Raw genomic sequence first — 6,695 nt, 5'->3', positions numbered from 1 at the left:
CCGTCGCACCCGTCGCACCCGTCGCGCCCGTCTCCCCCGTCGCACCCTGCGGACCGGACCCGCCCGTCGCACCCTGCGGACCGGACCCGCCCGTCGCACCCGTCGCACCCTGCGGACCGGACCCGCCCGTCTCCCCCGTCTCCCCCGTCGCACCCGTCGCACCCGTCGCACCCGTCGCACCCGTCGCACCCTGCGGACCGGACCCGCCCGTCTCCCCCGTCGCACCCTGCGGACCGGACCCGCCCGTCTCCCCCGTCGCACCCGTCGCACCCTGCGGACCGGACCCGCCCGTCTCCCCCGTCGCACCCTGCGGACCGGACCCGCCCGTCGCACCCGCAACGCCTTGAAAACCCTGCGGACCCTGAGCACCGTCGATGCCGTCTTCGCCTGCGACACCCTGCGGTCCCTGTGGCCCTCGCCTGCCTAGCGGTTCACGGTCTCGGTCTCGGTCTCGGTCTCGGTCTCGGTCTCGGTCTCGGTCTCGGTCTGCTGTCGTGGCCCCATTCGGTCCGGGCAAGCCCAGGTTGTGACCGGAACCGGTGCGATCAACGGCGTCAACGATGCCCTCGGCGCTCGGGGCCATACTGAGCACCACGGCAAGAGTGCCTCCTGAAACCAAGGTGACAGCTTTCGCCCGGCTAATACGGATGCTTTCTCGGCTCACCAGCGAACCTCTCATAGAACGAAGGGGACAAACCTCAAGCTCGAATGCCATCTACGTGACATAGCCCCGGAAACTCCAACCTGCCAGTTCCTGCAAAACTCTGATCAAGAGGTACTCCGTGTCGCGCCTGATGTCACCCGCGTGGCCGCGGGTTCTTTCGCTCTATTGCTGCGGTACGCCCCTACGTGGAGCAGTCGGTGGCCGCCGGCACCACATCGCGACAATAGCGTTCGCAGCCGCAACTGAACCGGCTGGCTATCGGCCTCGGGGCACCCGTCCACGTACCCAGCCCGGCATTCGACAAGGCTCTCCCCGGCTCCTGGCTCGTCGACCTGTCAAACATCCGCCTCGACCCCCGCTGCCCAGCCCCTTAAGGAGTCTCGCGTTTCTCGGACAGGGGTCTGATTGTTTATTCACGAGGTGATTCGCAACTCCGTGTATTCGGCGTGGACTTCTCGCACCCGAGCCGTCAAGCGGAATCTCAAGCAGATCCAGTATCGCCCGCACCCCTCGTCGACGGCTGCCTCGCTGGCACCGATCTGATCATGGACAGCTGACCGAGTTCAGGTTCAATAGCGGTAGTCCGCACTCGTCCCGACTCCCAAACCCGCCGCGAACTCAAGAGCCCCGGGGTTGATCATGATGGAAACGTGAGTATTAATTACTCTCATTCGCCTCACGCAACCACGGGAAAATGATCAGTGAGGAGGAATGATCTTTCTGCTCCCCATGGAACTGGAGCGGAAATCACAATCAAGCCATTGACGATTTACCATTAACTCAAGCATGGAGGGACATTATGATTCTGACGGGCAAAGCTAAGACTATTTCCACTGCGGTGGTAGCAACGGCCGCCCTGGGGGTGGCAGTGGGGGCAATCCCTCAAGCATCCGCAGCGCCTAGTAAGCCTACCTGTGCCGCCTCGGTCTCCATTTCGGGAAGCGAGGTATCTAATTCTGCCTGCTCAACGGATAAGAATTACGCCGACCTGTTGCAGGCGGCTCAGAATATTATTAGATACCAAAACCCTGCAGAGTATGGATATGGATATGATGTCACTGTGAGAACCTGTCAGGTACAGAAACGTGCTGGCATCGGTGAAGTGAACGTATGTAGGAACCTGACCATTTCGCAATCTTCCTAGTGTTCTGAGTCAGGAGTTCTGTTCAGATATGCAGGCTTGCCTCATGGCCCGGACAGGGCGGCCGAAGGCCGAGTTGAGACTGTCGGATGAGGAACAGGCTGCACTCGAGGGGTGGGTGCCGTGTCGTTCCACGCCGCAGCGACGTGCCGTGAATGGTCCTCGCCGGCCTTGAAGTACTGCTCCTGGAGGCCCTCGGCGGCGATGTCCCACAGGTGCTCTTCGGTCGAGCCGGTGGCCTGGGCGTCGAACAGCCGAGCCACGTAATCCGGCGGGAGATCCTGGGTGACGAGACCGATCCGGGCGTCCTCGGTTGTCCCGGGCGCGGCGGTGAAGCCGAACCTGGCCCGGGTTCCGATAGGGAGAAGCAGCAGGCGTGGCAGCAGGGGACAGCTGTCCGAGCCGGGGCGGACTCGGGCGAGTGCGTGGGCTTCGGTGTCGGGTCAGGTGCCGGGTCGGGTGCGGGATGACGGGCGGCGAGCCCGTCGGGGCGCCGACTGTATGCGCCCCACTTGGGCGGGCGCGGCTCGGTCCGTCCCGACTCGCAACCCGTCAACGGTCTCACGGCGCACGGACCGTGCCCGGGCGACCCGGTCCTGGCTCAGGCCCGCGGCTTCCCGCAGCCGCTTGCGCTCCGAAGGGTAGGGCAACGCGTCCTGTGCCGCCTCCTCCAACAGCCCGTCGACTGCGGCGAAGAGCCTGTCCTGCTCGTTGGGCACGGGGAACACCTCCGCCGCACACAGTACTCACATCGCACCTTGGATCACACACGGAACACACGCCCGGACCCCGTCAGCCGCCGTCGTGTCGGCCCCCGGCGCCGTTGCCCTTCCCGAAAGCCACCCCCGTCCCCGTCAGATCGGCACGGATGCCCTCGCGTTCGACGACTATGTCCTTGAAGCGTATGTCCCCGGCCGGTGTCTTCGGCAGTTCGAACGAGAGCGACAGCCGGTCGGACAGCTGCGGGGGCCGCAGCTTGAGCAGGCCGCCGATCAGGCGCGGATCGATGCCCGCCTTCTCCAACAGCCAGGGGTTATCGACGACGACGTCCAGCAGATTGACCTTCATCAGCTGCTGGAGGAAGCGCGGCGTGCCGGTGAGCCGGTTGAGTTCCTTCTCGCTGCGAAGCGCGCGGTCGATCTGGGACTGGGGTATGCCGAGGCGCTTCACCACGGCCGGCAGGTCGAGGAGCGCCTTGGCCCTGGCCGCTTCACGGCTGATCCGGGTGGCGGCTTCACGGTGCAGGCGCAGGCCCGAGTGCGCGGGGTCCTTGCCGGGCCGGTAGGTGAACAGGCCGGGGACGTCGAGGCGCATGTTCTCGACCGTGGTCGACACGGCTCGCTGCCCGTCCTGTTCGATGCGCGCCTCCGCCCGTACGTCGATGCCTCTGCCGGCCACGGGCAGCGAACCGGCGATGTGGACGCCACCGGGTCCCGCGTTGCTGAACTTGACGTGTGAGGCACCCAGTTCGCGGTTGAGGTCGTCGAACGAAAGCAGGACGTCGCCGTCCATCCGGTCGACGACGGCGCCCTGGAGCGCGGTCGGCAGATCCCCGACGACACGGATGTCCTCGGCGGTGGCGTGCACTTCGGCCAGGGACACCTTGTCGGCGGCCACGTCCGGGAGGGTGACGTCCGCCCGGTCGATCCTTTTGTCGAGCACCTGGGTGAGGAAGGGAAAGCCGGCGATGTCGACGTCAGGACGCGCGGCGAGGCCGAGTGAGTCCTGGATCTTCTCCTCGGCCTTCTCCTCCGCGTAGTTGACGGCGAGGCGGTCGCAGGCGGTGAGGAGTGTGGCGCACACCATGGCGCCGACAGTCAGTTTCAGCGCGACCGGAACGGCCGCGAACCGGCTCCTGCCGCGGTGATTGGGCGGTGCCCAGTCCTCCGGATCGTCGTCCGAGGGAAGAGCGAGGCCCGGAGGACCGCCACGTTCACCGGCATAGGAGCCACCGAGGCCGGGTTCACGGAAGTCGGGATCGCCGAGGTCCGGTTCGCCGAAATCGGGTTCAGGGTCTGCCAGTTGAGCGAGCTCGTCGTACGGATTGCCGGGATGCGCGGTGATGCGTGTGGGGGGTCGCATCGCCTCATCCCATCACGATCACCACCCTCGAACGCAAGTCCGACCCCTGTGGAGCCCGCCACTCCGGCTCGGTCAGTCCTGGGCGATCCGGCGTTCACGGGCGCTGATGGCAAGGTCGTTGATGCTCGCGTAGCGCTTGCGCATCAGGCCGTTCTCGTCGAACTCCCAGTTCTCGTTGCCGTAGGCGCGAAACCACTGACCGCCGGTGTCGTGGTACTCGTACTCGAAGCGGACCGCGATGCGGTTGCCCTGGTAGGCCCACAGCTCCTTTCGCAGGCGGTAGCCGAGTTCCTTGCGCCACTTGTCGGCGAGGAAACCCACGATCTCTTTCCGGCCGGTGAGAAACACATCACGGTTGCGCCACTCGGAGTCCTCCGTGTAGGCGAGGGCGACCCTCTCGGGATCGCGCGTGTTCCAGGCGTCCTCGGCGAGCTGGACCTTCCGCAGGGCGGATTCCTCGGTGAACGGGGGCAGGGGCGGGCGCTGCGGAGTGGTCATGACGGTGCGGTCTCCTTGCCTCGACACGGCGAGAACGATCGTTCTCATCCTGTCGCGTACTCTACGAGAACGACGGTTCTCACGCAACGGAGTGATCACGGCATGGACAGCGAGGCGACCCGGACACAGATCCTCGACGCGGCCGAGGAGCTGTTCTACGGCCAGGGCATCCAGGCCGTCGGAATGGACGCCGTGCGCTCCGCGTCCGGGGTCACGCTGCGGCGTCTGTATCAGGCCTTTCCGTCGAAGGGCGCGCTGGTCGAGGCGTATCTGCTGCGGCGTGACGACCGGTGGCGGCGGAGCCTCGCCTCGTACGTGGACGGCGCGGACGCACCGCCGGGGGAACGACTCCTCATGGTGTTCGACTGGCTGCGGCGCTGGTTCGATGAACCGGACTTCCGCGGCTGTGCCTTCATCAATGCCTTCGGGGAGCTGGGGGCGACGGCTCCCGAGGTGGCCGAGGCGGCGCGGCACCACAAGGAGGCGTTCCAGCAGTACATCGCAGGGCTCGCGAGCGATGCGGGAGCGCCGGGACGGGTCGCCGCGGCTCTGACACTGCTCGCCGAGGGCGCCGTGACGACGGCCGCCATCACCGGCTCGCCGCAGCCCGCGAGCGACGCCCGTGACGCGGCGCGGCTGCTCCTGGAGTCGGCGGACGTGGGCGCCTGACGAAGCACGTCCGGCGCCCCGCCACCCGTTCGACGGAACTCGGCTCTCCGTCCGGCCGCGTACGGGCCAGGCCCCGGCCCGGCTTGCCAGAGTGATCGCACAAGTCCCCTCTCCAGAAGGAGCGTTCCGTGCCGATCACGCTCTCGCGCACCCGCCTCGCCGTCGCGGCCACCACCGTCGCCGCACTCGCCGGCGGAGCGCCTGCCGCGTACGCCGCGCTGGACGGTCAGCCGCCGGCGACGACGGGGGCGGGGGCGACGGGAGCGACGGGAGCGACGGGAGCGACGGGAGCGACGGGACGGGCGTACGTGGAGACACGCCTGCTCTTCGGGACCACGCGACCCGACGGCGGCCCCGCGGTCACCGAGCGGCAGTTCACCGCGTTCATCGACCGGTACGTGACGCCCGCGTTCCCGGACGGACTGACCGTACAGGACGGACGGGGCCAGTGGCGCGACAGCACGGGGATGATCGAGCGCGAGCGGTCGTACGAACTGATCCTGCTGTACCCGGCCGCCCAGGGCGGCAGCCGCGACCGGAGCGTCGAGGAGATCCGTGCCACATACCGCCGACTGCACGGCCAGGAGTCGGTCGCCAGGATCGACGAGTGGGTGCGCGCGGACTTCTGACCGGCGCCCGCACGGCCGCCCGGCGGCACCCCCACGGCAGGAGCCCTCCGGTCGAGGGGGCGCGTTCGGGGAACAGTTCCAGATGGTTTATCGTTCATCTAGACGTGGGCCGGACACCTCACCCGTCGGTGACGGTGCGCCCACCCCGAGCGGCCCCGGCCGGCCTCCCCCGACCGGCCGGGGCCTTCCTCTGTCCCCCTTCTCACTCCTCCTGGGACGCAGCCGCCCGCGATGAGGCAAGGACGTGTTCGATCGAGTCCGCCTCCGTCGCGCTCTTGTCGGACCGGTGACGTACGACACGTGCGAAGCGCAGGGCGACGCCCGCCGGGTAGCGCGTGGAGCGCTGGAGTCCGTCGTAGGCGATCTCGACGACGAGTTCCGGGCGTACCCGTACGACGAAGCCGTCGTCGTCGACCGCGAGTTCCGTCAGACGGCCGGTCTGCCAGCGCAGCATCACGTCCGTGAGCCCCTTGAACGTCTTGCCGAGCATGACGAAGGTGCCGTCCGCCGCGCGTGCTCCCAGGTGGAGGTTGGACAACAGCCCGGTGCGGCGTCCGTGCCCCCATTCGGCGGCCAGGACGACGAGGTCGAGGGTGTGGACGGGCTTGACCTTGAGCCAGGACCTACCGCGACGGCCCGCGACGTAGGGCGCGTCCAGGGCCTTGATCATGACTCCTTCGTGTCCGCGGTGCAAGGTCGCGGCGAGGAAGTCCTCGGCCTCGGCGAGCTGCGGCGCGGATGCGGGATCCTCGACGACGACGCGGCGTACCCGCATCGGCTCGGGGACCAGCGTGGCCAGCGCCGCGTGCCGCTCCCTGCCCGGCAGATCGAGGACGTCACCGCCGTCGGCGGCTAGGATGTCGAAGAAGACCGGTGAGAGCGGCACCGCGGCGGTCGCCGCGGCCACGTCCGTCCGAGAGCCGACGCGGGAGGCGATGTCCTGGAAGGGCAGCGGTCTGCCGGCCTGGTCGAGGGCGATCACCTCACCGTCGAGGATGAATCCGTCGCCCGG

General features: G+C 67.8%; 5 protein-coding genes and 1 pseudogene. 3 read left to right on the top strand and 3 right to left on the bottom strand.

Features of this window, described 5'->3' with window-relative positions:
- The coding region (locus tag ACIQMR_RS38015) for a hypothetical protein (RefSeq protein ID WP_401397670.1) at positions 1–427 on the top strand (427 nt) is incomplete at its 5' end.
- A 2,170-nt stretch (positions 428–2,597) separates the two neighbouring features.
- Here the strand turns inward: ACIQMR_RS38015 and ACIQMR_RS38010 are convergent.
- Both ACIQMR_RS38010 and ACIQMR_RS38005 read right to left on the bottom strand, forming a co-directional pair.
- Complete coding sequence (locus ACIQMR_RS38010) at positions 2,598–3,887, bottom strand: DUF2993 domain-containing protein (RefSeq protein ID WP_401397668.1); 1,290 nt, start codon at positions 3,885–3,887, stop codon at positions 2,598–2,600.
- A 72-nt stretch (positions 3,888–3,959) separates the two neighbouring features.
- Positions 3,960–4,385, bottom strand: coding sequence for a DUF1348 family protein (locus ACIQMR_RS38005; RefSeq protein ID WP_401397665.1), 426 nt, complete (start codon positions 4,383–4,385; stop codon positions 3,960–3,962).
- 102 nt (positions 4,386–4,487) lie between these two features.
- Here ACIQMR_RS38005 and ACIQMR_RS38000 point away from each other — a divergent pair, with 102 nt between their 5' ends.
- Both ACIQMR_RS38000 and ACIQMR_RS37995 read left to right on the top strand, forming a co-directional pair.
- Positions 4,488–5,054: a TetR/AcrR family transcriptional regulator gene (locus ACIQMR_RS38000; RefSeq protein ID WP_401397662.1), complete on the top strand. Its 567-nt coding sequence runs from the start codon at positions 4,488–4,490 to the stop codon at positions 5,052–5,054.
- A 128-nt stretch (positions 5,055–5,182) separates the two neighbouring features.
- Complete coding sequence (locus ACIQMR_RS37995) at positions 5,183–5,683, top strand: DUF3574 domain-containing protein (protein ID WP_401397659.1); 501 nt, start codon at positions 5,183–5,185, stop codon at positions 5,681–5,683.
- Positions 5,684–5,885: 202 nt separating this feature from the next.
- Here the strand turns inward: ACIQMR_RS37995 and ACIQMR_RS37990 are convergent.
- Positions 5,886–6,695: pseudogene (locus ACIQMR_RS37990) on the bottom strand (ATP-dependent DNA ligase); the annotation flags it as partial.

This window comes from Streptomyces sp. NPDC091376 (assembly GCF_044757085.1).
Classification (GTDB): Bacteria; Actinomycetota; Actinomycetes; order Streptomycetales; family Streptomycetaceae; genus Streptomyces; species Streptomyces pratisoli.
The sequence above is the reverse complement of the archived record's forward strand: the minus strand, read 5'-3'. Positions and strand labels throughout refer to the sequence as shown.